This is a genomic window from Streptomyces sp. NPDC007905, from assembly GCF_042959345.1.
Lineage (GTDB): Bacteria > Actinomycetota > Actinomycetes > Streptomycetales > Streptomycetaceae > Streptomyces.
The window spans coordinates 25,418-47,799 of the sequence record NZ_JBIBKS010000024.1 but is presented as its reverse complement, the minus strand read 5'-3'; the positions used below and the strand labels follow the sequence as shown (position 1 = coordinate 47,799).

The following is a 22,382-nucleotide window of genomic DNA, read 5'->3' as shown; positions in this document are numbered from 1 at the left end:
AGTCAGGCGGTAGCCGCGCACCATCCGGGCCGCCCAGCCGGGTCATCGCTCCACCCGTCTGTCCCAGCGACACGCCGAAGCACCCCCCGTCCGGGCCAGAGCGCTTCACCCGGCGGCACGCCAGTCGGCCGGCGCCCGGCCGAGCGCCGCCCGCCCCGCGGGCCCCCAGGTCGGCTTTCCGCCGGGTAGTCCGCGTTCGCCCGCCCGGCCGATGCGCATGAGGACGAGGCTCTGCCGAACGGCCCAGCCGCGTGCACGCCGGATGGTCGCCGCGTCGATCCGCGCGTACGCCCGGAAGAAGCGCGGGCGTGCGCCCTCCGGGAGAAGCACCCAGCCGGCCGCCAGGTCGATCGCCGGGTCGCCGGCGCACAGGTCACCGAAGTCGATGACGCCGGTGAAGGTGCCGTCCGCGACGAGGACATGGGCCGGGTGGAGGTCGCCGTGCAGCCAGGTCCGTGGCCCCTGCCGGCCGGGCGCCGCCACCGCCTCCTCCCAGACCGCGCGCGCGTCGGTGGCGTCCGCGTCGGTCAGGGTCCGCCGGGTCACGGAGACTCCCCTCGAATCGGTCCTCGTGGAGGGAGAGGGGTACGGCGCGTGCGGGGTTGTCGGGGCTTCGGCGGGCGCTTCGGCGGGCAGCGCCCGAAGGAACCCGGCGAGCCGCTCGGCGGCGTGCTCGCCCCGGGTGACCGGGGTACGGTCGCCGGGGTCTCCCGGGACCCACCTCACCACGGCCCACGGCTGCGGGAAGCACGCCGAGGTTTCGCCGGCCCGCGTCGGGACCGGGACCGGCAGGGGCAGGCGCGGGGCCAGCAGGGGCAGCCACTGCCCCTCCTTGCGCAGGAGGCCGGGGCGCGCGACGTATGCGGCAGCCGTTCCGCCAACCCCTCGCATAGCCACGACAGTTGATTGTCCCAGCCGCCCTGCACCGGGCGCGGTGCGTACGCGGCGAGGTCCGGATGCTGTTCCCGCAGCAGGGACCGTACGAGCGACTCGTCGATGTGCAAGGCGATGCTCCTTCCGGTGACTGTCCAGGGGCATCCTCCCGTCGGGCGCAGCCGGCGTCCCTCTTCCGGGCGGATTCGGCCGTACGACCGGGCGGGCACCCATAGCCTGAATCCGACGAGCCATCACATCACGGCGGCGCCCGCGTCCCTCGCCCCGCCGGGAAGGGGCCGTACCGTGCCCAGCGCAGCCCTGATCGGACGCGGAACCCGCCGCCTCCTTGCGACGTCCCTGGGTGCCCTGATCGGGATCACCGCCGTGGCCGCCCCGGCGGGGGCCGACATCGGCCGTGTGACGGAGTATCCGATCACCACCACGGCCGACACTCTCCCCGCCGGCATCACCGCCGGACCGGACGGCGCGCTGTGGTTCGCGGGGTCGGGAGTCGGCCGCATCGGGCGGATCAGCGCTGGAGGCAAGGTCACCGACTTCCCCACCTCGAGCCCGGACAGCTTCCCCCTCGACATCACCCCGGGCCCCGACCGGGCGCTGTGGTTCACCGAGGGGAAGGCGAACAGGATCGGCCGGATCACCACCTCCGGCCGGCTCAGGGAGTTCCCGGTGCCGACGGCGGACAGCTTCCCGGCCGGGATCGCGCCCGGACCCGACGGTGCCCTGTGGTTCACCGAACAGAACGGCAACAGGATCGGCCGCATCACCACCACCGGCCGGGTCACCGAGTACCCGCTGCCCACCCTGAGCGCCTCGCCCTACTCCATCGCCGCGGGACCGGATGGCGGCCTGTGGTTCACCGAGCTGCTCGCCGGGAGGATCGGGAGGATCGGCGTCACCGGCCGGATCACCGAGTTCCCGCTGCCCGGCGACTCCCGCTTCCCCGACGACATCGTCGCCGGGCCCGGCGGCATGTGGTTCACCGCGTCCGGCTCGAACTCGATCGGCCTGATCACCGCCACCGGCCGGGTCACCCGGTTTCCGCTGCCCGATCCGGACGGCGGCGCGAGCGGCATCACGCGGGGGCCGGACGGGCACGTGTGGTACGCCGACCAGGCCGGACGGATCGGGCGGGTCGGCCCGAACGGCGGGATCACCACGCTCCCGGTGCCGGGCGACGCCGACAAGGTGCCGCCGTTCCGCATCACGGCGGGGCCCCGTCGAACCGTATGGTTCACGGAGCTGTTCGGCAATGCCATCGGGCGCGTCCGGATCGCTACCGGATGATGCCGGGGCGCGCCAGGCCGGGAGTCCGGCCGCACCCCTTGTTATGACCGCCGTCATAGCGCAGGCTGGTCGTCACTGGCCGACGTGGTGGGAGGACCGAGTGGCGGGCGGGATGGCACGGCAGATGTGGGAGCGGTTCGAGCCGGTGCACGATCTCGTGTACTTCACGCCCGAGGCGCGACGGACCGCGGACGGGCTCGGGATGCGCGGCTTCTGGATGGGGTATTTCGCGCTGCGGGCGGCCCCGCTCGGCGCGGTGTCCCCGTCCGTGGTGACGGGTTGTTTCTATGTCTTCCACCCCTCCCGAGTGGCCCGTGCGCTGCCCGACGCCTGGGGGTACGCGGCGCCGGCGGATGTGCTGGCGGCCCGGTGGGCGGCCATGGACGCGGCGATGACCGGTCTGTTCGGGGCGGACGTGGTGGAGTCCGCCGAGCTTGCCGAGGCGGCCGATCTCGCGTGGGAGGCGGCGGCCGGCGCGGACACGGCGGGACGGGTGCTGGCCGCCGCCAACCAGGCCCTGGAGCGGCCGGAGCGGCCGGCGGTACGGCTGTGGCAGGCCCTGACGACCCTGCGCGAGCACCGGGGCGACGGGCATGTCGCGGTCCTGGTGAGCCTGGGACTGGGACCGGTGGAGGCCATGGTGCTCAAGGCGGCCGCCGGGGAGTCCGACGGACCGTTCCTGCGGGAGACCCGCACGTGGGCGGCGGAGGACTGGGCGGCTGCCGAGGCGGCCCTGCGTGAGCGCGGCTTCCTCACCGAGCACGGATCTCTGACCCGCGCGGGCGTGGCCGGGCGCGCGTTCGTCGAGACACGGACCGACGCGGCGGCCGAGCGCCCGTGGACCGTGCTCGGCGCGGAACGCACCGCACGACTGGCCGACCTGTTGGAGCCGCTGGCCCGCACCGTCGTGGACTCGGGGCTGCTGCCGTCCGGCAACCCGGTGGGACTGACCGGACGGCACGTCGCCGGCCCGTGACGGCCAGGTACGTCGGCGTCCCCGCCCGGGTGCCGGGCCGGGGACTCCGTACGGGACGTACGGACGGCCTGCGGCCACCAGGTCACCGGCGGCCGCTCGGGGATCCGCTTCATGAAGCCGGTGCGCCACACCAGTTGGCTGGAGGGCACGGCGAGCGCGAGGTCCGGCAGGCGGTCCAGCAGGACCTCGAGGGCGATCCGGCCGCGCGCGGCCGGGGACCCAGGGCTGGGCGGTGACTCTCCGGGGTGTCTCCTTCGGGTGCCCGATAGAGGGCTCCGTCTCTGTCGTGTATCGGCGGGTTCCCTTTCGGTGATGGGGGCACCCGAGGGCGGGACCAGAAGCGGGTCCGCGGAACTCAGCTCCTTTACGGGTGTCGAGAACGGGCCGCCGGCTGCGTTCCTCGGTATACCGGTGGCCTCAAAGTGCCGCGCAACGCAGAGGGAGAACCGTCATGACGCTTCAGCGGATGGACAATGTCGGCATCGTGGTCGAAGACCTGGACGCCGCAGTCGCCTTCTTCACCGAACTGGGCATGGAGGTCGACGGCGAGGCGCAGATCGAGGGCCTCTTCGCGGATCAGGCCGTCGGACTCGACGGAGTCCGCAGCGACATCGCGATGATGCGGACCCCGGACGGCCACGGCAAGCTGGAGCTCGCGCAGTACCACACCCCCGCGGCGATCGGCGACGGATCGCACAACCCGCCACCGAACACGCTGGGCCTGCACCGGGTCATGTTCGCTGTGGACGACATCGACGACACCATCGCCCGCCTGCGCCCCCATGGCGCCGAACTGCTCGGCGAGGTGGCGCGGTACAAGGACATCTACCGCCTCTGCTACCTCCGCGGCCCCTCAGGCATCATCCTCGCCCTGGCCGAACAGATCAGCTAACGGCCCTTCGCAGCCGACCTGCGAGCAGTCATCTGCTGGATGAATGAGGAGGAACAGGCGACGAACTCCCGTCTCGTCCGCCTCCCAAGCGAGCCGGCACCCCCCCCCGCCGTGTCTCACCGATTCACGCGCCCGGGGCGAGGCGCCTCAGCCCGCCGCCGCGGCCCGTTCCCGCGATGAGCTCGGCGGGCCATGGTGCCGGCGCCGGTGGTGTCGCGCGTGTCCGTGACGCTGCCCTTGGCCAGCCCGTCAGCGACGAGGGCGTCCTTCCCCGCAGCGCCTGCCCGTGCAGTGAGGGCGTATCGGGGTTCACCCCCGGTGCCGATGACGGCGATCTTGTTCCCCTTGCCGGTGCTCACCTTCCTGATGGCTTCAGCCCCCATGGCGTCGAGATACCACTGCTTGGGAGCCGGGCCCGCCGCGCTGGCGAGGGGCGCCGGCCCGGCCGTGACGAGGAGCGCGGCGGCGGCCACGGTAAAGATGCGAAGCGCTCGACGCATACCCGTATTGGGTCACCGGCGTGGGGGATGTTGCGAAGGGGGACTCAAAGCAGTGGACCCAGCGCCACGCTGCTCCGCCGTTATCCAGTGCTCCTGGGCCGCAGATCGCGTATCGGGTCGTGATCAATGAGCACCGCGGCTTCCGGGGCGGGTGCCCCGCCGGGGGTCCGGGGCCCGGCGATCTGCGGCTGCGCCGTGTGGGCGCGAGTGACCGGAAGCGATGCCGCAGGCAGGCAGCGGGGTCCGAGGACCCCGGCTGTGTGCCCGCTGGGACGGTGCGTCAGAGCATGGCGAGCCGGTCCACCAGCAGCTCCACCCTCGGCTCGGTGTCCTCCGGCGGCAGCCGTCCCGCTCGGGTCAGGGTGGCCAGCCCGTGCAGGGCCGCCCAGAACACCTCGGTGAACAGTCCCGGGTGGACGCCGTCCCCGGCAACCTCGCCGAGGCTTTCCAGCAGGGCGGCGAAGGCGTCCTTGAGCGGCTCGGGGGTGTCCTCGTGTGGGAACGCCAGGCCGCCGTCGAGTTCGAAGATGGCGTCGTAGACCGCCGGGTTGCGTGCGGCGAATTCGAGGTAGGTGTGGGCGAGCGCGGTGACCCGGGCGCGAGGTCCGTCCGTGGCGGAGGTCGCGGCCCGCAGCGCCGCGGCCAGCTCGGCGGCACCCTCGAGGGCGACAGCGCCGATGATCTCGCGCTTGCCGCGGAAATGGCTGTAGAGAACGGGCTGGCTGTACTCGATGCGCTCGGCGAGCCGGCGGGTGGTGACCGCGTCCCAGCCCTGCTGTTCGGCGAGTTCGCGGGCCGTCGCCAAGATGAGGCGTTCGCGGTCCGCCCGTTCGCGCTGCTTGCGTTCCTGCACCGACATGGTTCGACCCTAGCACCGCTAGATAATCGAGCAGCAGCAGTACTAGCGTTGCCCCATCATCTAGCGGCGCTAGATCCCAGGGAGGTGGGCGGCAGGGGGGCCGCCTGAATGCCGGCATCCGGGAATGCGGCCCAGTCCCGCGAGGGCCCTGGGCCCCCGGTGCGGTGACGCGGCACCCTTACGCCAGTCGCACAGGGTCAACACGGGTAGTAACTGGCTGGTTTGGCCGAAAGCAGTCGTATCAATGGTCCAAGCGCCCTTGGGAAAGCCTCATTTACGGGTCGTACGCTGGGGGCGTGGTCAACCGAGACGAGGATCCAGGGCAGGCGGCGTCCCGGCTCACCGGGCGCCCGGTCACGGGTACGCGGGCGGCGTCCGGGTCGCCCGCCGAGGTGACGCTCGAGGGCGGCACGGTGGTGATGGTCAAGCGTGGCCACGCCCCAGGCGCCGTACCCGCGGAGGTGGCCGGGCTGCGCTGGCTCGGGGAGGCGGGCGCGGTCCGGGTGCCCGCGGTGCTCGGGCACGACGAGCGGTGGATGGTCGTCGAACGCGTGAGGACCGGCCACCCCGACGGCAACGCGGCACTGCGTTTCGGCCATGCTCTGGCGGCCCTGCACGCCGCCGGGGCGCCGGCGTTCGGCGCGCCGCCGCCCGGCGGCCCCGAGGAGGCGTACATCGGCCTCGCACCCCTGCGCAACACACCGGGGAGCGACTGGCCGGCCTGGTACGCCGAGCACCGGGTACTGCCGTATCTGCGCGGCGCGGTCGACGCCGGCACCGTACGGTCAGGGGAGGCAGCCCTGGTCGAGCGGGTCTGTGAGCGGCTACCGGAGCTCGCCGGGCCACCCGAGCCACCCGCGCGCCTGCACGGCGACCTGTGGAACGGCAATGTGCTGTGGGGCGCCGACGGGGAGGTCCGGCTCATCGACCCGGCCGCGCACGGCGGGCACCGGGAGACCGACCTGGCGATGCTGCGGCTGTTCGGCTGCCCGCATCTGGAGCGGGTGCTGGCCGGCTACCAGGAGGCGGCGCCGCTGGCCGACGGCTGGCGGGGGCGGGTGGGCCTGCACCAGCTCTTCCCGCTGCTGGTGCACGTGGTGCTGTTCGGCCGCGGCTATGCCGAACAGGCCCTCGCCGCGGCCCGCGGAGCCCTCGCGGGATGAATCGCCGGCGCCGTCACGCAGCCTCGCGGCACTCCTCGGCGTCCTCCTACCCGACGCCCCGAACGGCCTTGCTCCGGACCATGGTTACGGAGCGTAAGGAAACCAATCACCCGTTCGATTCGTATAAGGACGTGAAAGCCGAATCAGGGAGAGACCATGCAACCGTTCACGCTCAACTACGCGCGCCCCGCTGTGCAGTTGGACGTCACCACTCCGTACGCGTACGACTCCGGACTGCAGTTGAACGTCCTCCCGGACGGGCGGATCGCCGCCACCGACCACGCGACCCTGAGAGCGCTGGGGACAACGACCTCCACGGCCGGGTCCAAGACGCACTTCGACGACTGACCGCGGGCCGACGGAAGATGACCGTGCTCATCCTGACCAGTGAAGAGGACGTGACGGCGGACATGGTGGTCCTGCGACTGGGCGAGGCGGGCGTGCCCGTGGTCCGGTTCGACCCCGCCGACCTCACCAACGGGGTGGCTCTGTCGGGCGAGTACGTGCAGGGCGCCTGCCGCGGACATCTGTCCGTCGGCGGGCGCCTGGTGAGCATGAACGGCCTGCGCTCCATCTGGCTGCGCAGGCCGGGGGAGCCGGCCGCCCGCGCCGCCCAGCCGTCCGCGTGGCTGACGGAGGAGTCGTCCCAGGCGCTGTACGGCATGCTGCGGTGTACCGACGCGCGCTGGATGAACCATCCGGACGCGGCCCGCCGGGCGCGCCACAAGCCCTGGCAGCTGCGGCTCGCCCAGCGCAGCGGACTCGCGGTGCCGGCCACGCTGATCACCACGTTTCCGCAGGCCGCCCGGGAGTTCGCCCAGCGCTTCCCGGATCTGGTGGTCAAGCCCGTCTCGGGCGTGCATCCGCAGGAGCCGCCGCGGGCGGTGCCCACCAGCCGGGTCGCGCCGGACACCGACTTCGCGGCCGTCGCCTTCGGCCCGACCCTGCTGCAACGGCGGATCCCCAAGCGGGCCGACATCCGGCTCACGGTCGTCGGCGAGCGGCTGCTGGCCGCGCGCAAGCCGGCCGATCCGGACGCCCACCCCGACGACGTGGACGTACGCTTCGCCCCGTCGGTCTCTCCCTGGCTCCCGGTGGACGTGCCCCCGCGTGTCGGGGAGGCCGTCCTGCGGTACCTGAAGGACGCCGAACTGGCATACGGTGCCTTCGACTTCGCGGAGGACACGGACGGGATCTGGTGGTTCCTGGAGTGCAACCAGTCGGGCCAGTTCGGCTTCGTCGAGATGGACACCGGCCTGCCGATCGCCGAGACCATCGCGCAATGGCTGGCCGGGGACGGGGAACCGGAGGCGCCCTGCGTCGACGGCGACCGGGGCAGGGCGTCGTGAGACCGCCGGGACCGGTAAGGAGAAAGGAACGCGACATGCGCATCGGACTGCTGGGAACGGGGCCTTGGGCCCAGGCGGCCTACACCCCCGCCCTCGCCGGACACACCGGTCTGGACTTCGCCGGTGTGTGGGGCCGCCGCCCGGAGGCGGCCGGCGCGCTGGCGGAGCAGTACGGCGTCCGGGCGTATGACGACGTGGAGGCGCTGCTGGCCGACGTGGACGCGGTGGCCATGGCCCTTCCGCCGTCCGTCCAGGCCGAGTTGGCGGTGCGGGCCGCACGGGCCGGCCGTCATCTGCTGCTGGACAAGCCCCTGGCGGTGGGGGTCGCCGAGGCACGGGCCGTCGCCCGGGCGGCGGAGCGGGCCCAAGTGGCCTCGGTGGTGTTCTTCACCACACGCTTCCAGAAGGAACCGGAGGCCTGGATCGACGAACAGGCCGCCGCCGCGGGCTGGTTCACCGCGCGGACGCAGTGGCTGGGGGCGGTGTTCACCAGCGACAGCCCGTTCGCTGCCTCTCCGTGGCGGCGGGAGAAGGGCGCGCTGTGGGACGTGGGGCCGCACGCGCTGTCCGTCCTGCTGCCGGTCCTCGGTGACGTACGGCAGGTCCTGGCGGCGGCGTACGGCCCCTCCGACACGGTGCACCTGGTCCTCGACCATGCCACAGGGGCGTCGAGCACGCTCACGCTGAGCCTGACGGCACCACCCGCGGCGGCCGGGGCCGACCTCGAGCTGCGGGGCGAGGCCGGCGTGTCGCTGCTGCCGAGGAGTTCCGAGGGCGCGGTCCCCGCCCTCACCCGCGCCGCGGACGCCCTGCTGACCGCCGCGCGCACGGGCCGCCCGCACGCCTGCGACGCCGCGTTCGGCCTGCGGGTCACCGAGATACTCGCAGCGGCGGAGACCCGACTGACCGGGGGGCCGGCCGACTAGGGGGTGTCCCCGCCACCGTCGCCTACGCCTCTTCGAAAGGCTCGTCGCTCCACCGGAACCATGCCCGGTCCCCCTCAATGTGCAGCAGGAACTCGGGGACCGGGCCGCCCGGCGAGAAGAGGGAGACGCGGCGGCGTATCTCGTCGTACACGGGCTACCACTCCCCCCAGGCCGTCTCGTCGTCCCGGTTCATCAGGGCCAGTTCACGGGCGAAGAGGTCCTGTGCGGCGGGGAAGCCGGGGCCGGCGGTGAACCGGCCCGACGGCCAGGGGAAGTCGGCGTCGTCGATCGCGATCTCGCCGACGGCCTCCTCCCCGGCGTGCACGCACCACACCTCGCCGACGAACCCCATGGCCCCTCCCCCGTTCCGCTGCCGGTCACCGCTCCGTCAGCATGTCACCCGGCACTGACATCGCGCCCGGCCCAGAAGTTCAGGCGCTCCCGCACGACGGGGTATCCGGCCCTGGTGAAGTGCGCGGCCATGGGGAAGTTGGCCTGGTCGGTGGCGCCGGCGATGAACTCGGCGCCACGTTCGGCGAGGAAGTGGGTGCACTCGGTGAGCAGGTCGTAGGCGTAGCCGTGGCCGCGGTGTTCCGGCAGGACGCCGATGAAGCCGACGCACGGTCCGGACGAGTTGCGGGCGGGGATGTGGATGCCGGCCGGCTCGCCCTCGGGCGTGCGGGCGACCTGCCACCATTCCCGCGGCGAGGGGAACCAGCGGAAGATGTCGAGTTCCTCTTGGGCGGCCCGGTCCACTCCGCCGTGCGCGATGGCCCGGCGGGCGTGGGCGTCCAGGGTGACGGAATGGATGCGGCGCAGGGCGTCGAAGAAGACGGAGTCGTCCGGTTCGGCCGTGAAGACGAGGCGCCCGGGGCGCTCGGGCAGGCCGTGCTCCGGGGTCCAGCGGTACAGGAAGCGCTCCACCAGCAGTTCGTATCCGGCCTCGCGGGCGGCGGCGGTGCGGGTGGCGACGGCGGCCCGCTGCTCGGGAACGTCACGCCAGCCGGCAGGGAGATCGAGTTCGAGCTCCGCGGTGTGCCAGGGGGCGGTGCGCAGGAGTTCGGCTCCCGCACCCTCCTCTCCCTCGGCCACGTCGAACCAGTTGATCAGGAGCGGCTCGGCGTCCTCGGACCGGCCCCACCAGGCGGCGCGGGCCACGATCCGGCCGTCGCGCAGGGCGACCCGCTTCCAGCCGGGACGGTACCGGGTCTGCCGGTGCTTCTCGCCCAGGCCCAGGGGGTCGGGCAGGGCGTCGAAAAGGTGAGCACTGCTCTCGTCGAGCGTGCGGATGACCACAGTGGTCATGGATTCCTCCGGGATGCGTACTGCGCTGAGTGGGCGCGCTCCCGGCCGGATCAGACGTGCTACGCCCGCGGAACGGGGAGGGGGGAGCGCAGGATGACGGTGATCTGCATCGCTCGCCTCCTTCCGTCCGTCTCGGGCGTGCCGCACACGCTAGGCGGGCGACCGGGCCCGCGTCGAGCGAATTTCCCGGGGGAGCCCCTCCCCCGGCGGCGGCGTAGCGTGGGGATGTGAGATCGGTGCGCGGCTGGTCGTCGCGTCGGAACCGGGAAGAGCGCGGCTGGCTGCGGGGCGCGCCACCGCCGCGGTGGGTGCGGGTGCTGCCGGTGCTGCTGCTCGTCGGGGTCACCGCGGCCACCCTCATCACACCGCACGCGAACGACCTGGGGTTCCTGCTGGGCGCGATCCCGCCGCTCGCCGTCCTGTCGTACGGACCGCTGGCCACCGCCGTCCTCGGCGGGCTGGTCGTCATGGTGCTGCACCTGCCGGCCACCCACCTGAACCGTCCCGGCAACACCGACCTGCTCACCATCGTGTTCGTCGCCCTGCTGAGTGTGTTCGTCTCCTTCGTCCGCAGTCGCCGCGACGCACAGCTGGACACGGAGCGCGCGATCGGCCAGGCCGTGCAGCGGGCCGTCATGCCGCCGCTGCCGGAGCGTGTCGGACGGGTGGGGTGCGCGGGCTTCTACCGGGCGGCCCAGGACGGGACGCTGGTGGGCGGCGACTTCTTCGAGGTGCGGGAGGGGCCGTACGGCGTCCGCGCGGTGATGGGGGACGTGCAGGGGCACGGGCTGACGGCGGTCGCGACGGTGGTGTCGCTGCTGGGGGCGTTCCGGGAGGCGGTGCTGGACCAGCCGGACCTGGAGTCGGTCGCGTCCCGGATGGACCGCAGGCTGGCGGTGGACTCGGCGGGTGTGCGGCACGCGGAGCTGTTCGCGACCGCGGTGCTCCTGGAGTTCACGGTGGACGCGCGGACGGTCCGGGTGGTCGGCTGCGGGCATCCGGCGCCGGTGCTGCTGCATGCGGATCAGGCCCGGGAGGTGACGGTCGCGGCGGCTGCTCCCCTGGGCCTCGGGCTGGTCGACGCCGATCCCCCGAAGGAGGTCACGGTGCCGCTCGAGCCGGGAGACCGCCTGCTGCTGGCCTCCGACGGCGTCTGGGAGGCCCGGGACGCCTCCGATGCCTTCTATCCCCTGGCCGAGCGGCTGACCGCCTTCGCGGACACCCCTTCCGGTGAACTCGCCGGCGCCGTGTGGGCGGACATCGGACAGCTGCGCTACGAGGTCCGCGACGACGCGACCCTGCTGGTCCTGACACCCCAGCCACCGGTCACCTGAGCGCGCACCCGGCTCGAGCGCGTCACCGGAAGACACCCGGGTCAGCCCACGTCCCACAGGAAGCGGTGGGTGTGGATCCCGAAGTACGGGAACGTCTGGATCTCCCGAACGCCCTCGAGGGGCCGCACCGCGTCGTTGACGAAGTCCAACAGGTCCTTGGGCCCCGGAGCGACCACCTCCGCGAACAGGTCGAAGCCGCCGGAGGTGAGCACCGAGTAGACCACCTCGGGGCGTTCGGCGAGGGCGTCCGCGATCGTGCGCGGGTCGCCGTCGACGCCGATGCCGAGCAGCGCCATGGCCTGCCCGCCCATGGCCATCGGGTCGGTGACGCCGACGACCTGCACGGCCCTGGAATCCAGCAGACGTTGCAGGCGCTGCCGGGCCGCGGAGGCGGACAGGCCGACCTTCGGGCCGAGGTCGGCATAGGCGATGCGGCCGTCGGTCTGCAGCTCGCGCAGGATGGCCCGGTCGATCTCGTCCATCTGTGCCACGTTCTTCCTCATCCCGCCAGTTCGGCCAGGGCCGCGGCGAAGACCTCGGTGTGCGTGTCGACGTCCTGCTCGGCGGTGTCGGGGCACATCAGGGCCATGTTGTGGAACGGGGTCAGCAGGATGCCCCGGTTGGCGAGGTAGAGGTGCAGGAAGTCCTCCAGCTCCGGGTCGGCCGCCGCCGCGGACTCGGTGCCCGTGCGCGGCGCCGGCGAGGTGAAGCGGTATTCGGTGCGGGCGCCGAGGCGGCTGACGGTCCAGGGCAGCTGGTGCGCCTCGACACCGGCCCGGACGCCCCACGCGAAGCGTTCGGAGAGCTTCTCCATCCGGGCGAAGGCCTCGTCGGTGAGCACCTGTTCCAGGGTGGCCCGCATCGCGGCGACCGACAGCGCGTTGCCGGCGAGGGTGCCGCCCACGCCGCCCATGTCGACGAGGTCCAGGTCCGCGCGGGCCAGCAGCCGCTCGGCGAGCTCCCCCGAGAGGCCGTAGGCACCGGCCGGGATGCCTCCGCCGATCGCCTTGCCGATGGTGAGCAGGTCGGGTTCGAGGTCCCAGGCGGCCGTGCAGCCGCCGGGACCCGCGGAGAAGGTGTGGGTCTCGTCGTTGATGAGCAGGGTGCCGTACCGCCTGGTCAGGTCCCGTACACCGGCGAGGTAGCCGGGTTCGGGCAGGACGATGCCGATGTTGGTGAGCGCGGGTTCCATCAGAACGGCGGCGACGTCCTGGTGGGCCAGCTCGCGCTCCAGCCCCGCGAGGTCGTTGAACTCGGCGACCCTGCTGGTCAGGGTGACGTCGCAGGGGGCGCCGACATTGCCCGGGCGTGCGGTGCCGTGCCCGTCCGGGCCGACGACGATCAGCGACTCGTCGACGCTGCCGTGGTAGCAGTAGCTGTTCACGAGGATCTTCGGGCGCCCGGTGACCGCCCGGGCGAGCCGGATCGCCCACCGGTTGGCGTCGGTCGCGGTCAGCGAGAAGCTCCAGCGGGCCAGGCCGAAGCGGCGGGTCAGCTCGGCGCCGACCCACTCGGCGTCCTCCGTGGGCAGCATGGCGGTGGCCCCGCCCAGGCCGGCGAAGCGCCGGTGGACCGCCGCGGTGACCGGAGCGGGCGAGTGACCGGCCATCGCTCCCGTGTCACCGAGGCAGAAGTCGATGTACTCGTGCCCGTCCACGTCGGTGACCCGGGCGCCGCGCGCGCCGGCCAGATACCGGGGGAAGGCTCCGGCGGTCTTGTTCATCCAGGTCATCGGTACCCGGCCGAAGAGGTGGTCGGCCCCTGCGTAGGCCGCCCGGGAACGTGGGTTGCGGCGTTCGGCCTCGGCACTCTCGCAGGCCAGGAGGGCGTGCAGACGCGTGCGGTCCATGGAGTACCTCGGTGGGTGTGATGACGGAACAGCGTGAGCCTACGACCGAAATAGCTAAACCATCAAGAAGTGACGCTCGAATCAATCGCGATCACACTCGAATCACGCGCCAACCGGACGTGCGTCGCCCATGAGGGTGACGCTCCACCTTCAATCACCGAACCTGCGCTCGGTGTTCGAACACGCCGTTCTCAAACGCCAGGCCGCGCCACCCCTTCCGCCAGATAGAAATATCTACGAGCATGCATATGCCGGGTTGGGGTGCAGGCGCACCAAGTGCCCGGTCACGCCTGTTTTCCACGTCCATGACAGACGAGCGAGGACCATCCGGAGCAGTGCATGACGAACACGATGTGGATGCGGGGCGTGGAGTGGCTGGCCGCGGCGGCGGCCGATCCGCGCGCCTGCAAATGGCAGTGGGACCACGGCGAGGGTGTCACGCTGCTGGAGGCGGGACGCTTCTGGGACGTCCTGAGCGTTCCCGACCGGCTCGGCCTGCTCGCCCTGGACCTGCTGTGGCGGCCCCCGCTGCCCGTACCGGGGCCGACGCTGGTGGACACCGCCGCGGGCCGGGTCGGGTTCTTCCTGCCGCCGGACCCGTCCGGGGGCTGGGTCGGCACCGGTCTGCGGTACGCGACCAAGGGCTCCTGGGTGGCGGTACCGCCGCCCTACCGGCCCGCCCGCTCCCTGGAGTGGCTGGTCCCGCCCGACGGCACCGGCTCGCTGCACACGCCCGGCACCCTGGAGGCGGCGCTGCGGGAGGCCAACGGCACGCTGGCGGTCCACGCGCCGCTGTGCGAGCAGTAGCGGATCAGGAGCGTTCGGGCTCGGCCCGGATACGCAGCGCGATCCCGACGAGGGTGGCCCACAGGGCCTCCCGTTGCGCGGGCACGGTCCGTCCCCCGGCCCGCCACTCCGCGACGAGTTGGGCATGGATCGGCTCACGGGTACGGTCCACCGGAGCCCTGCGGTTCGTCCGGTCCACGCGGTCGTTGACATTCATGCCGGGGCAACGCCCGGGGCGCGCCACCGGTACGCCCGGCCCCGGGCTCACCGGGTCGGGTGAGCCCGCCCCTCGAACGTGGCCTTCCGCCCGTCCGGCAAACATCCCGCGGCGGACCGCCGTAGGACGGCGACCAGTGCCGCCGAGGGCACACCCCACCACACGACGGGCCTCTTGAAAGCACCCACCGCCGACGCTCGACACCCGCGGACACCCCCGAGGCGCCGCACAACCGCGCCCCATGCCGCCGACGGCACATTCCGCCACACGACGGGCCCCCTTGGCAGCACCCACCGCCGACCGTCGACGTCCTCGGGCGCGGTTCGAGGCGCCGTACGACCGTGGAGGGGTGCCGCAGCCCGGTGTCCACGGCCGACAGGCGCCCCCGGATGGGCGCTCCTATGCTGGGGTGACAGGGCTCCGACGTCCCGCCCACCGCGCGTTCGGCTCTCACGTGCTTGGAGTCAGCCCATGTCGCATTCGCCCGCACGCCTGCGCCGGGGGGCCGCGTTCGCCGTCGCGTTGGGGACGTTGATGGTTCCGCTCGCCGGTGCTCCCGCAGGGGCGGCACCGGCCTCCGTTCCCGTCGCGTTCGCCGCCGCCTCACCCAGCCCCTCCCCCTCGGGCCCGGACGTCCGCACCCTCACCCCCACCGTGGCCCGCCAACTCGACGCCGCCGTGCAGAAGGTGATGCAGGAGGCGAACGTGCCGGGGGTGACCGTCGGCATCTGGACCCCGGACCGGGGCAGTTACGTCAGCTCGTTCGGTGTCGCCGACAAGAGCACCGGCAGGCCGATGACACCGGACCTGTACATGCGGATCGGCAGCGAGACCAAGACGTTCACCGTGACGGCGCTGCTGCAGCTGGTGGACCAGGGCAAGGTGGGCCTGGACGATCCGATCGGTAAGTACGTCGACGGTGTGCCGAACCGGGACACCATCACGCTGCGGGAGCTGGCCGGCATGCGCAGCGGGCTGTTCAACTACTCCGAGGACGACGACTTCTACAAGGCGCTCACGTCCGACCCGCAACGCCCGTTCACGCCCCAGGAGTTGCTCGCCTACTCCTTCAAGCACCCGGTACTGTTCCCGCCGGGAGAGAAGTTCTTCTACTCGAACACCAATCTCATCCTGCTCGGCCTGGTCGTCGAGAAGGAGAGCGGGCAGCGGCTCGGCCACTACATCCAGCAGAACATCCTCGACCCGGCCGGCATGACGCACACGCTGTTCCCGGCCGGTGCGGAGTTCCCCGCCCCGCACGCGCAGGGCTACACGGACCAGACGGCCAACGGCAAGGTCGCGGACACGGCCGACTGGAACCCGTCCTGGGGATGGGCGGCGGGCGCCATGGTCTCGAAGCAGGAGGACCTGCGGGTGTGGGCGCGCACGGTGGCGACCGGCCAATTCCCGGACGGCAGGTGGATGATCAGCCCGGCCACGCAGAGGCAGCGGCTCATCACGCCGGCGACGCCGATCCCGGGCGCCGGGTACGGACTGGGCATCTTCAACGTGCAGGGCTGGATCGGCCACAACGGCTCCCTCCCGGGCTACGAGTCCCTGACCATCTACCTCCCTTCGGCGCAGGCGACCCTCGTGGTGCTGCTCAACACCGACATCGACCACGAAGGCCAGGAGCCCAGCACCCTGTTCGGCGAGGCGATCACGAAGATCGTTTCTCCGGACCACGTCTTCAACCTGCCGGCCGAACCCGCGGCAAGGTGAGGTGTCGATCCGGCCGGTTTCGGCCGAGTCCCGATACGCACTGTTCGCTCACGGTCGATGACGGTGTGTACTGGGCATGACCGCCTCGCGAGACCGACCAGCCAGGAGCAGTCGTGACCGTCACCGACCGCGTCCCGCTCGACCCCTTCGGCACCGACATCGCGGCGGAGAGCGCCCGGCTGCGCGCCCTCGGCCCGGTCGTCCCCGTGGAACTGCCCGGCGGCATCCCCGCCTGGGCGCCCACCGGACACGACGTCCTCAAGGAACTGATCCTCGATCCCCTGGTGAGCAAGGACGCGCGCCGGCACTGGCGACTGTGGCCACAGACCGGCGAGCACCCGGCCTGGAGCTGGATCGTGAGCTGGGTGGGCGTGGTCAACATGCTCTCCACCTACGGTCCCGACCACACCAGGCTGCGCAAGCTGGTGGCGCCGAGCTTCACGCACCGGCGCACCGAGGCGCTGCGCCCGCGCGTGGCCGCCATCACCGCCGGACTGCTGGACGAGCTGGAGGCCGAGGGCGCCGACGGCCGGGTGGTCGACCTCCGGGCGGCCCTCGCCCATCCGCTGCCCATGCGCCTGATCTGCGAACTGCTGGGGGTGCCCGACTCGCTGCGCGCGGACGCGGCACGGCTCATCGCCGACATCTTCGACACCTCCGACCCGAGCCCGGAACTGGCGGCGTCCGTGCAGGAACGGATCGGTACGGTGCTGGGGGCGCTGCTCGCGCACCGGCGGAGGAATCCGGGCGACGATCTCACCACGGAACTGATCCGGGTCCGGGACGAGGACGGCGACCGGCTCTCCGACGAGGAACTGCTGCACACGCTACTGCTGGTGGTCGGCGCCGGGTTCGAGACCACCGTCAATCTCATCGGCAACGCGGTCGTCGCCCTGCTGACCCACCCGCCGCAGCTGGCGGCGGTGCGCTCCGGAGGCATCGGCTGGGAGGCGGTGGTGGAGGAGACGTTGCGGGTGCACCCGTCGATCGCCGCGCTGCCCCTCAGGTTCGCGGTCGCGGACCTGAAGGTCGCTGACGTGACGATCCCGGCCGGGGACGCGATCATCACGACGTACGCGGCCGCCGGGCTGGACCCCGCGCACTACGGACCGGACGCGGCCGCTTTCGACGCGGCGCGCGGCGCCGACGACCATCTGGCGTTCGGGGTCGGTGTGCACCGCTGCGTCGGCGCTCCGCTGGCCCGCATGGAGGCACTGACCGCGCTGCCCGCGCTGTTCGCCCGCTTCCCCGGGCTGCGCCTGGCCGTCGGCCCCGACGAGCTGCGGCACGTGCCGTCGTTCATCGCCCACGGCTGGCAGGAGGTGCCGGTCCGGCTGGGCGCCTGAGACGCGCGGGGCTCCGACCGGTCCCCCGTTCCGGTCGTGCCCCGCGGACTGCTGAACTTACGTGCGGGGCACGGCGGTGGGTATCGCGCCGGTGCCCTTTCCCCAGCGGCGAAGGCTCACTCGTGCACAGGTGAGTCCGCTTCGCCCCGGTTCACCCGCCGAGTGCGGGTACGGCGAGGGCGCCGGTGGCCAGGTGGGCGAGAACGACCTCGTACAGGTCGCTGCCCATGGCCAGCAACTGGCGCTCGAGGACCGGTTCGGCGGCCCGGACGTGTTCGCGCACGGTCTGGGCGTGGACGCCCAGGTCCCGGGCGGTGCGTTCGGCGTTCGAGTCCGCGGCGAGCCAGGCCCGCAGGGTGCCGCGCAGGTCGCGGCCGTCGCCGTCGAGGCGGCGGAGGAGGTCGCGGGCCCAGGCCCGCAGCGCGGTCGAGGCGAGCAGGTCGCCGAGGCGGGCGGGGGCCGGCGGGTCCGGGGCCGGGTCGTCGGGGCCGTACGGGTCCTGCGTCGCCTCGGTGTTGAGCGCGAGGTGGGCGGCGGCGCGGGTGGTGAGGTCGGAGAAGTCGGTGCCGAGCAGTGCCTCGACACGGTCCATCCGGGCGCGGACGGTGTTGCGGCTGACGCCGAGGACCTTGGCCGCGCTGACCGCGGTGAACTCCAGGCCCAGGCGGGTGGTGGCGAGGAGTTCGGCGCGGATGTGGTGCGGCAGTCGGTCGAGGGGACGCAGCACGCCGGCGGACCAGGCGCGCAGTGCGGCCGGGTGCATGAGCCGTTCGGGATGGGTGCGTTCGGCGTAGACGGCCGCCTGGTCCGGCCGGAAGCGGGCGACGGCGAGGGCGCTGATGGCCTGCCGGTAGGCGGTGGCGGTCCGGGCGAGGCGCTGGCGCAGGCTGCCGCCGAGGAAGGTGCCCGGCCGGCCGTCGACGAGGGAACGCAGCCGCTCCCCCGCCGATGGTTTGGGGCTGACGACGATGACGTGGCCGTCCATCGCGGGGCAGCGCACGACGAGGGCCTCGCCGTCGGTGGCGTCGGCGCAGGCGTCGGCGAGCGTGTCCCGCTCGGCGGGGGGACCCTCGACGACGTAGACGCGGGCCGAGTCCTCTTCGAGCAGTCCGGGCCACAGGCCCGCGGCGACCCGGCGGGCGGAGACGGTGTCCTCCACCATCAGCAGTTGCAGGATGGCCAGCCGCAGGTCGGCCGTGGCGCGCCGCAGCCGGCGCCCGGCCTCCGTCAGCTCCCGTTCACGCAGGAGCAGTTCGAGCACGCCCGCGGTGCGGTTCACGATCTCGGCGGCGCGCCGGTCGAAGGGTTCCGGGCGGGCCACCGCAAGCACCGCTCCCGCCGCCGGGCCCTGTTCGGGATGCCGTATCCGGACCATGCGGACATGGCGTTCGCCGTCTTCCAGGGCGGCCGAGGAGATCCGGCCGGTGACCACGTCGGCGAGCACGGTTTCGTCGAGGGGCAGGCGTTCACCGGCGAGGAGGCCGCCGTGCGCGTCCTGGAGGCAGACCGTGGCCCGCACGGCCGGTCCGAGCCAGCCGACGACCCGGCGCGGTTCGCGGCCGGCGGGACGCAGATGGTCCAGCAGCTGCTCCGCCCAGGCGCTGTCGGTGTCGTGCGGCTGCTGGGCGTGGGGGCTCTCGTCGGCTCGGCCGGCCACGTCGCCCTTCTCCTCGTCGTCGGGTTGACCTCGGCTTTCGAAGGGGACGTTACCCCAGGACCCCAGGGGTGACCCCCTGTCCCGGCCGTCGACGGGCACGGCTCCGCCGGCGGTCCTGGGGGGGGTGGAACCGCCGGCGGAGACATCGCGACCCGGAGCGGGGGGACGGCCCCGGGTGCCTCACACGTCGGATGCCCCGCGATCAGCGGCGTACACCGGCAGTTCGGGTGCGCCGGGCGAACGTCCCTCAGCCGGCTTCCGGAGCCGCCCCTCGGCGCATCCCGGCCGCCGCGAGGACCGCACCCAGCAGGCGGAGCACGCCGGTGACCAGGGCAGAGGCGTGCGGACCGGTCATGAACGCCCACCGGCTGTCCTCCACCACGGCCGCCTCCAGCAGGCCGGGGCATGCCGGCGGAGACGGGGGCGACACGGGCGCGCCGGAGCCGCGCGCGCGGTGGTGGGGGACGGCATTAAGCTCGGCAGATGGCGAAGTACTTCGACGTGCACCCCGAGAACCCGCAGCCGCGCAGCATTGGCCAGGTCGCCGACGCGGTGCGGTCGGGTGCGCTCATCGCATACCCGACCGACTCCTGCTACGCACTGGGCTGCCGCCTGGGCAGCCGGGACGGCATGGACCGGATCCGTTCGATCCGCCACCTGGACGACCGGCACCACTTCACGCTGATGTGCCGGGACTTCGCGCAGCTCGGCCAGTTCGTCCGCGTCGACAACGACGTGTTCCGGGCCGTGAAGGCGTCGACTCCCGGCAGCTACACCTTCATCCTCCCGGCCACCCGCGAGGTGCCGCGCAAGCTGCTGCACCCCAAGAAGAAGACCGTGGGTGTGCGCATCCCCGACCACCTGGTCACCCAGGCCCTGTTGGCCGAGATGGGCGAGCCGCTGCTGTCCAGCACGCTGCTGCTGCCGGACGAGGAGGAGCCGATGACCCAGGGCTGGGAGATCAAGGACCGGCTCGACCACGCGGTGGACGCGGTGGTCGACTCCGGGGACTGCGGCACCGAGCCGACGACGGTGGTGGACTTCTCCAGCGGCGAGGCGGAGATCGTGCGGCGGGGAGCGGGGGACCCCAGCCGCTTCGAGTGAGCGCGGCGGGCGGATGGGGCGGGATGGATCTTGCGTGGCAGCATGGGCCGTACCCGCGGCGCCAAGGGGCGCTCGCCGCCGGCGCCCATGCCTCCAAGGAGGGCTTTCCCACCATGACCGATGTCCAGGGAACAACCGTCGACGTCCCGGCCGCCGACGGCATCGCCGACGCCTACCTCGCCCGCCCCGCCGACGGGAGCCCCCGTCCGGGCGTGCTGTTCTACCAGGACGCCTACGGGGTACGCCCGCACCTGAGGTCGATGGCCGACCGGCTGGCCGGAGCCGGCTACACCGTCCTGGTGCCGAACGTGTTCTACCGCCTCGGCCGGACCCCGGTGCTCGGGCTGCCCGAATTCATCGACCCGGGCGCCGACCCGACCCTCTGGGAGCGGCTCGGCCCGATCGTGGCGTCGCTCACGCCGGATCTGATCGAGCGGGACGCGGAGGCCTATCTCCGGTGGCTGGCCGACAGCCCGCTCACCCCCGGCGGCCCGGTCGCGATCACCGGCTACTGCATGGGCGCCGTGCTCGCCGTCCGGACGGCCGCCGCCCATCCCGACCGGGTCGCGGCGGCGGCCGGGTTCCACGGCGGGCGGCTCGCCACCGACGACCCCCGCAGCCCGCACCGGGCGGTCGGGTCCATCACCGCCGAGCTGTACTTCGGCCACGCCGGCGATGATCCGTCGCTGCCCGAGGACCAGGTCAGGCGCTTCGAGGCGGCTCTCACCGCGGCCGGGGTGCGGCACAGGTGCGAGGTCTACGAGGACGCGCAGCACGGTTACACCCAGGCGGACACCCCCGCCTACGACCGTGAGGCCGACGAGCGTCACTGGGCGGCGCTGCTCGACCTGCTCAAGCGCGCCTTCTGAGACCGGGTTCCGGGGCCCGCCGCGGGCGCCTGGCGGATCTCGTCCCCTGTATTGACATGCACGCGTCTCAGCATGACGCTGAGAGCGCTCTCAAACAGGTACGGACCAATGTCCGTACGACCCCGATCCCCACACGGAGGTGGAGAGTGCTCCCCAGCATCACCCGCCCGGCGCTGCCCCTCGCGGTCGCGGCGGTCCTGGCCGGCGGCCTTGTCGCGCTGGCCACACCGGACCGCGCCGGAGCCGCCGTACCGGACACTATTCCGCTGAAGATCACCAACAACTCGGGCCGCTCCGACCCGGTGTACGTCTACGACCTCGGCACCCAGCTGTCCTCGGGACGCCAGGGCTGGGCCGACGCGGGCGGCGCCTTCCACGCCTGGCCGGCGGGCGGAAATCCGCCCACTCCCGCGCCGGACGCGGCGATCGCCGGCCCGGCCGCCGGGCAGTCGAAGACGATCCGGATACCGAAGTTCTCCGGCCGGATCTACTTCTCCTACGGGCAGAAGCTCGACTTCCGGCTGACCACCGGAGGGCTCGTCCAGCCGGCCGTGCAGAACCCGTCCGACCCCAACCGCACCATCCTGTTCAACTGGTCGGAGTACACGCTCAACGACGCCGGGCTGTGGCTCAACAGCACCCAGGTGGACATGTTCTCGGCACCGTACGCGGTCGGCGTGCAGCGCTCCGACGGCAGCGTGAGCAGCACCGGGCACCTGAAGTCCGGTGGCTACACCGGCTTCTTCGACGCGCTGCGCGGACAGCCGGGCGGCTGGGCCAACCTGATCCAGACCCGCTCCGACGGCACCGTGCTGCGCGCCCTTTCCCCGCTGTACGGGGTGGAGACCGGGGCCCTTCCCGCGAGCGTGATGGACGACTACGTCAACCGGGTCTGGCAGAAGTACTCGACGTCGACCCTCACGGTCACCCCGTTCGCCAACCAGCCGAACACCAAGTACTACGGCCGGGTCTCGGGGAACGTCATGAACTTCACCAACGCCTCCGGCGCGATCGTCACGAGCTTCCAGAAGCCGGACGCGGACAGCATCTTCGGCTGCCACAAGCTGCTGGACGCGCCCAACGACAACGTCCGCGGGCCCATCTCCCGCACGCTGTGCGCCGGTTTCAACCGCTCGACGCTGCTGACCAACCCCAACCAGCCGGACACCTCGGCGGCGAACTTCTACCAGGACGCGGTGACCAACCACTACGCGCGCAAGATCCACGCGCAGATGGCCGACGGCAAGGCGTACGCGTTCGCCTTCGACGACGTCGGCAACCACGAGTCGCTGGTGAACGACGGCAACCCGCAGCAGGCGTATCTGACGCTGGATCCGCTGAGCTGAC

23 protein-coding genes and 1 pseudogene are annotated in these 22,382 nt (G+C 72.6%); 14 read left to right on the top strand and 10 right to left on the bottom strand.

Going from position 1 to position 22,382, the window contains the following annotated elements:
- Positions 1 to 105 precede the first annotated feature (105 nt).
- Entirely contained in the window at positions 106 to 891 is a 786-nt protein-coding gene (locus ACFZDC_RS33575; protein WP_391329719.1) for a phosphotransferase, read from the bottom strand.
- Positions 892 to 1,179: 288 nt separating this feature from the next.
- On the opposite strand from ACFZDC_RS33575, the gene ACFZDC_RS33570 reads away from it, so the two are divergent.
- The 3 genes from ACFZDC_RS33570 to ACFZDC_RS33560 all read left to right on the top strand — a co-directional run bounded on the left by ACFZDC_RS33570 (position 1,180) and on the right by ACFZDC_RS33560 (position 4,049).
- The gene (locus tag ACFZDC_RS33570; RefSeq protein WP_391329717.1) at positions 1,180 to 2,181 is read left to right on the top strand and encodes a hypothetical protein; all 1,002 of its coding nucleotides are present in this window, start codon (positions 1,180 to 1,182) and stop codon (positions 2,179 to 2,181) included.
- Between the two features lie 112 nt (positions 2,182 to 2,293).
- Positions 2,294 to 3,157, top strand: coding sequence for a hypothetical protein (locus ACFZDC_RS33565; protein WP_391329715.1), 864 nt, complete (start codon positions 2,294 to 2,296; stop codon positions 3,155 to 3,157).
- Between the two features lie 451 nt (positions 3,158 to 3,608).
- Entirely contained in the window at positions 3,609 to 4,049 is a 441-nt protein-coding gene (locus ACFZDC_RS33560; RefSeq protein ID WP_391329713.1) for a VOC family protein, read from the top strand.
- Positions 4,050 to 4,165: 116 nt separating this feature from the next.
- On the opposite strand, the gene ACFZDC_RS33555 is transcribed toward ACFZDC_RS33560, so the two are convergent.
- Together ACFZDC_RS33555 and ACFZDC_RS33550 are read right to left on the bottom strand one after the other, a co-directional pair.
- The gene (locus tag ACFZDC_RS33555; protein WP_391329711.1) at positions 4,166 to 4,522 is read right to left on the bottom strand and encodes a hypothetical protein; all 357 of its coding nucleotides are present in this window, start codon (positions 4,520 to 4,522) and stop codon (positions 4,166 to 4,168) included.
- Between the two features lie 307 nt (positions 4,523 to 4,829).
- Complete coding sequence (locus ACFZDC_RS33550) at positions 4,830 to 5,408, bottom strand: WHG domain-containing protein (protein ID WP_391329709.1); 579 nt, start codon at positions 5,406 to 5,408, stop codon at positions 4,830 to 4,832.
- Between the two features lie 296 nt (positions 5,409 to 5,704).
- On the opposite strand from ACFZDC_RS33550, the gene ACFZDC_RS33545 reads away from it, so the two are divergent.
- The 4 genes from ACFZDC_RS33545 to ACFZDC_RS33530 all read left to right on the top strand — a co-directional run bounded on the left by ACFZDC_RS33545 (position 5,705) and on the right by ACFZDC_RS33530 (position 8,846).
- Positions 5,705 to 6,571 carry a fructosamine kinase family protein gene (locus ACFZDC_RS33545; protein WP_391329707.1) on the top strand — a complete coding sequence of 289 codons (867 nt, stop codon included), beginning with the start codon at positions 5,705 to 5,707 and terminating at the stop codon, positions 6,569 to 6,571.
- A 156-nt stretch (positions 6,572 to 6,727) separates the two neighbouring features.
- The gene (tgmA, locus tag ACFZDC_RS33540) at positions 6,728 to 6,919 is read left to right on the top strand and encodes a putative ATP-grasp-modified RiPP (RefSeq protein WP_020938095.1); all 192 of its coding nucleotides are present in this window, start codon (positions 6,728 to 6,730) and stop codon (positions 6,917 to 6,919) included.
- Positions 6,920 to 6,936: 17 nt separating this feature from the next.
- Positions 6,937 to 7,920 (top strand): ATP-grasp ribosomal peptide maturase, encoded by a 984-nt coding sequence (gene tgmB, locus ACFZDC_RS33535; protein ID WP_391329705.1) that lies wholly within the window; start codon positions 6,937 to 6,939, stop codon positions 7,918 to 7,920.
- Between the two features lie 35 nt (positions 7,921 to 7,955).
- Positions 7,956 to 8,846 carry a Gfo/Idh/MocA family oxidoreductase gene (locus ACFZDC_RS33530; RefSeq protein ID WP_391329703.1) on the top strand — a complete coding sequence of 297 codons (891 nt, stop codon included), beginning with the start codon at positions 7,956 to 7,958 and terminating at the stop codon, positions 8,844 to 8,846.
- A 22-nt stretch (positions 8,847 to 8,868) separates the two neighbouring features.
- Here the strand turns inward: ACFZDC_RS33530 and ACFZDC_RS33525 are convergent.
- Positions 8,869 to 9,198, bottom strand: a pseudogene (locus tag ACFZDC_RS33525) (hypothetical protein).
- A 44-nt stretch (positions 9,199 to 9,242) separates the two neighbouring features.
- On the bottom strand, positions 9,243 to 10,151 hold the full coding sequence (locus ACFZDC_RS33520; protein WP_391329701.1) for a GNAT family N-acetyltransferase: 909 nt from the start codon (positions 10,149 to 10,151) through the stop codon (positions 9,243 to 9,245).
- A gap of 227 nt (positions 10,152 to 10,378) precedes the next feature.
- On the opposite strand from ACFZDC_RS33520, the gene ACFZDC_RS33515 reads away from it, so the two are divergent.
- Complete coding sequence (locus ACFZDC_RS33515) at positions 10,379 to 11,485, top strand: SpoIIE family protein phosphatase (RefSeq protein ID WP_391329699.1); 1,107 nt, start codon at positions 10,379 to 10,381, stop codon at positions 11,483 to 11,485.
- Positions 11,486 to 11,526: 41 nt separating this feature from the next.
- Here the strand turns inward: ACFZDC_RS33515 and ACFZDC_RS33510 are convergent, their stop codons facing one another.
- Together ACFZDC_RS33510 and ACFZDC_RS33505 are read right to left on the bottom strand one after the other, a co-directional pair.
- On the bottom strand, positions 11,527 to 11,967 hold the full coding sequence (locus tag ACFZDC_RS33510; protein WP_391329865.1) for an AsnC family transcriptional regulator: 441 nt from the start codon (positions 11,965 to 11,967) through the stop codon (positions 11,527 to 11,529).
- Between the two features lie 17 nt (positions 11,968 to 11,984).
- Positions 11,985 to 13,334: a transaminase gene (locus ACFZDC_RS33505; protein WP_391329697.1), complete on the bottom strand. Its 1,350-nt coding sequence runs from the start codon at positions 13,332 to 13,334 to the stop codon at positions 11,985 to 11,987.
- Between the two features lie 339 nt (positions 13,335 to 13,673).
- On the opposite strand from ACFZDC_RS33505, the gene ACFZDC_RS33500 reads away from it, so the two are divergent.
- The gene (locus tag ACFZDC_RS33500) at positions 13,674 to 14,141 is read left to right on the top strand and encodes a hypothetical protein (protein WP_391329696.1); all 468 of its coding nucleotides are present in this window, start codon (positions 13,674 to 13,676) and stop codon (positions 14,139 to 14,141) included.
- Positions 14,142 to 14,145: 4 nt separating this feature from the next.
- Here the strand turns inward: ACFZDC_RS33500 and ACFZDC_RS33495 are convergent, their stop codons facing one another.
- Positions 14,146 to 14,337 carry a hypothetical protein gene (locus ACFZDC_RS33495; protein WP_391329694.1) on the bottom strand — a complete coding sequence of 64 codons (192 nt, stop codon included), beginning with the start codon at positions 14,335 to 14,337 and terminating at the stop codon, positions 14,146 to 14,148.
- A 471-nt stretch (positions 14,338 to 14,808) separates the two neighbouring features.
- Between ACFZDC_RS33495 and ACFZDC_RS33490 the strand changes: the two genes are divergently transcribed.
- Positions 14,809 to 16,059 (top strand): serine hydrolase, encoded by a 1,251-nt coding sequence (locus tag ACFZDC_RS33490; RefSeq protein ID WP_391329692.1) that lies wholly within the window; start codon positions 14,809 to 14,811, stop codon positions 16,057 to 16,059.
- Between the two features lie 113 nt (positions 16,060 to 16,172).
- A complete protein-coding gene (locus tag ACFZDC_RS33485; RefSeq protein WP_391329690.1) occupies positions 16,173 to 17,405 on the top strand; it encodes a cytochrome P450 in 1,233 nt (410 codons plus the stop codon).
- 151 nt (positions 17,406 to 17,556) lie between these two features.
- On the opposite strand, the gene ACFZDC_RS33480 is transcribed toward ACFZDC_RS33485, so the two are convergent.
- The gene (locus tag ACFZDC_RS33480) at positions 17,557 to 19,062 is read right to left on the bottom strand and encodes a helix-turn-helix domain-containing protein (RefSeq protein ID WP_391329688.1); all 1,506 of its coding nucleotides are present in this window, start codon (positions 19,060 to 19,062) and stop codon (positions 17,557 to 17,559) included.
- Between the two features lie 247 nt (positions 19,063 to 19,309).
- The gene (locus ACFZDC_RS33475; protein WP_391329686.1) at positions 19,310 to 19,444 is read right to left on the bottom strand and encodes a hypothetical protein; all 135 of its coding nucleotides are present in this window, start codon (positions 19,442 to 19,444) and stop codon (positions 19,310 to 19,312) included.
- A gap of 101 nt (positions 19,445 to 19,545) precedes the next feature.
- Here ACFZDC_RS33475 and ACFZDC_RS33470 point away from each other — a divergent pair, with 101 nt between their 5' ends.
- The 3 genes from ACFZDC_RS33470 (at position 19,546) to ACFZDC_RS33460 (ending at position 22,381) form a co-directional block, all read left to right on the top strand.
- On the top strand, positions 19,546 to 20,166 hold the full coding sequence (locus tag ACFZDC_RS33470; RefSeq protein ID WP_391329684.1) for an L-threonylcarbamoyladenylate synthase: 621 nt from the start codon (positions 19,546 to 19,548) through the stop codon (positions 20,164 to 20,166).
- 113 nt (positions 20,167 to 20,279) lie between these two features.
- On the top strand, positions 20,280 to 21,035 hold the full coding sequence (locus ACFZDC_RS33465; RefSeq protein WP_391329682.1) for a dienelactone hydrolase family protein: 756 nt from the start codon (positions 20,280 to 20,282) through the stop codon (positions 21,033 to 21,035).
- Positions 21,036 to 21,181: 146 nt separating this feature from the next.
- Positions 21,182 to 22,381, top strand: a complete 1,200-nt coding sequence (locus ACFZDC_RS33460) for a beta-1,3-glucanase family protein (protein WP_391329680.1) — start codon at positions 21,182 to 21,184, stop codon at positions 22,379 to 22,381.
- Position 22,382 lies beyond the last annotated feature (1 nt).